The 1,165-nt window shown below is 66.0% G+C and carries 1 protein-coding gene and 1 pseudogene; both read left to right on the forward strand.

Features of this window, described 5'->3' with window-relative positions; all coding sequences use genetic code 11:
- Positions 1-284 (forward strand): annotated as a pseudogene (locus GE300_RS23465) (IS21 family transposase); the annotation flags it as partial.
- 11 nt (positions 285-295) lie between these two features.
- Positions 296-1,060, forward strand: a complete 765-nt coding sequence (gene istB / locus GE300_RS22020) for an IS21-like element helper ATPase IstB (RefSeq protein WP_154449703.1) — start codon at positions 296-298, stop codon at positions 1,058-1,060.
- Positions 1,061-1,165 lie beyond the last annotated feature (105 nt).

Here is a 1,165-nt window from a genome sequence, read left to right on the forward strand (position 1 = left end):
TCGGGCCGAACACCGCCACCCTGGTCGCGGTGATCCTGCGCGACCGCAGTCATCCCGAACAGGGCTTCCGCTCCTGCCTCGGCATCATGCGCCTCGCCAAGCCCTATGGCCCCGAGGCGCTGGAAGCAGCCTGCGAGCGGGCGCTCACGATCGGGGCGCGGTCCTATTCCTCGGTCAACTCGATCTTGAAGAACAACCTGCATCGCAGCAGCCGGCCCGAACCCGCCGCGGACGGGCCCGCGATCCAGCACGGCAATATCCGCGGCCCTGGTTATTTCCATTGAAAGGACAGACGATGCTCACCCACCCAACCCTGGACCAGCTCCGCGCATTGCGGCTCGACGGCATGGCCGAGGCGTTCCTCGAGTTGCAGGCGCAGGACGCCACCGCCGAGTTGAGCCATCCCGAATGGCTCGGCCTGCTGGTTGACCGCGAGATCGCCAGCCGCAATACCCGCCGGTTCCAGACCCGCATGCGCGCGGCCAAGCTGCGCCACATCGGCGCCGCCATCGAAGATGTCGACTTCCGCACGCCGCGCAAACTCGACCGGGCCCTGTTCCAGCAGCTCGCCACCGGGCGCTGGATCGCAGACGCCCGCAATCTGATGATCACCGGGCCATGTGGCGTCGGAAAGACCTGGCTTGCCTGCGCCCTCGGGCAACGCGCCTGCCGTGACAACCTCATCGTCATCTACCAGCGGCTACCCCGCCTGTTCGCCGACCTCGAGCTTGCTCACGGCGACGGGCGCTTTCCGCGCCTGTTCCGATCCCTGGTGAAGGCCGATCTGCTCATCCTTGATGACTGGGGCCCGGATCGCCTGACCGCCGGCCAGCGTCGCGATCTCATGGAAATCGTCGAGGACCGCCACGACCGCGGCTCAATCCTGATCACCAGCCAGTTGCCGGTCGCTGCATGGCACGACGTGATCGGCGAACCGACATTTGCCGATGCCATCCTCGACCGCCTGGTCCACAACGCCTATCGCCTCGAACTCGACGGGCCGTCACTGCGCCGCTCGAGTGAAGCCACCGGGGACGTTGACGAAGGTCACTGCGCCTGACATCAAAACAATGCCTACGCGGCAACGATCCTCAGGTGACCGGATACCCCGGAATGACTGACCGGATGTTGTCGGAACAGCCGACCGGATGCGTCGGAATGCGCA

The organism is Halovulum marinum (assembly GCF_009697225.1).
Classification (GTDB): Bacteria; Pseudomonadota; Alphaproteobacteria; order Rhodobacterales; family Rhodobacteraceae; genus Halovulum; species Halovulum marinum.

What these genes read in the sequence shown, in the direction of transcription:
- istB (WP_154449703.1), top strand. Translation starts at nt 296, where the DNA reads ATGCTCACCCACCCAACCCTGGACCAGCTCCGCGCATTGCGGCTCGAC.